1 protein-coding gene is annotated in these 1,272 nt (G+C 53.0%); it reads left to right on the top strand.

Translation table 11 applies throughout. The features are described from left to right. Positions 1–54: 54 nt before the first annotated feature. Positions 55–1,272, top strand: a protein-coding gene (locus tag CKW11_RS27355; protein ID WP_095140152.1) for an IS3 family transposase whose coding sequence is annotated in 2 segments (ribosomal slippage) — positions 55–418 and positions 418–1,272 — 1,219 coding nt annotated over the 2 segments. Because the reading frame shifts where the segments join, the coding sequence is not laid out codon by codon here. This gene is flagged as partial in the annotation.

Here is a 1,272-nt window from a genome sequence, read left to right as displayed (position 1 = left end):
TGTCCCGTCCTGAATAAGGTTTACACCTTCTGATCTGTTTTTCAGGAGGACGTAATGGAATCAGCAAAAAGGCGTAGTCAGCGAGACTACACGCTGACCTTTAAATTGTCGGTCGTCGATCAGGTCGAAAAAGGCGAGCTGAGTTATAAAGAGGCTCAGGAGCGCTACGGGATTCAAGGCAAAACGACCGTTCTGACGTGGTTACGCAAGCACGGTCGGCAGGATTGGAGCCCAGGCAGATACATTGGCTCGCCGAGGATGGGGTCTATGCCCGACAAAAACCGACCATTAACGCCAGAGCAACGCATCAAAGAGCTTGAAGAGCAGTTAGCTCTGTCCAATCAGAAAGCGCAGTTTTTCGAGGCGGTCGTGGATGTCTTGAAGAATGACTACGGTCTCTCTGTCGTAAAAAAGCGTCCCGGCAAGTCCTCGCGCAAAAACGAATCAAAAACCTGAGCATCAGCAGGGCTTGCCAGTTCATGGGGATAAGCCGACAGGCTTACTACAAACGCAATCGCGCCGATGCTGCTCGTCTGGGGCTGGATCAGAAGGTTGCCGATTTCGTTCAGCAAAAACGTCAGCGGCAGCCGCGTTTGGGCACCCGAAAGCTGCATTACTTGCTGCATTGCCAGCCCCAACTTGAACTGCAAGTGGGTCGAGATCGGCTGTTTTCGATTCTGCGGGAAAGACGTTTATTGGTAGCTCGCAAGCGGTCTTATCACAAGACGACCAATAGTCATCATCGCTTTCACCGCCACCCGAACCTGCTCAAGCCAGGTCCTGATCAGGTTGTTCCAAGCGGCCCGGAACAAGTCTGGGTGGCTGACATCACCTATTTGCCCACTCAGGAAGGTGTGGCCTATCTGAGCCTGGTAACGGATGCTTTTTCGCGAAAGATCGTGGGCTATCACGTCCATGAAAGCCTTCACACCGAGTCGGTAGCACAGGCACTGCGCCGGGCGGTAAAGCACCGTCGGACAGAGCAGCCGTTGGTGCATCATTCAGATAGAGGTATCCAATATTGCTCGGGGATGTACCAAGCGTTGCACGCGAAGTACGGTATTCGATGCTCAATGACGGACGGCTATGACTGCTACCAAAATGCCTTGGCAGAGCGGGTCAACGGGATATTAAAGACAGAGCTTATGCTCCAGCGACCACAGGATTTAACGCAGGCGAAGAAGATGGTGAGTGAGTCGGTATCGATCTACAACGGTGAGCGTCCGCACCTGTCTTTGAAATACAAAACGCCCGATGCGGTGCATCGGGCGT

This window comes from Pseudomonas sp. Irchel s3a10, from assembly GCF_900187525.1.
Taxonomy (GTDB): Bacteria; Pseudomonadota; Gammaproteobacteria; order Pseudomonadales; family Pseudomonadaceae; genus Aquipseudomonas; species Aquipseudomonas koreensis_G.
The sequence above is the reverse complement of the archived record's forward strand: the minus strand, read 5'-3'. Positions and strand labels throughout refer to the sequence as shown.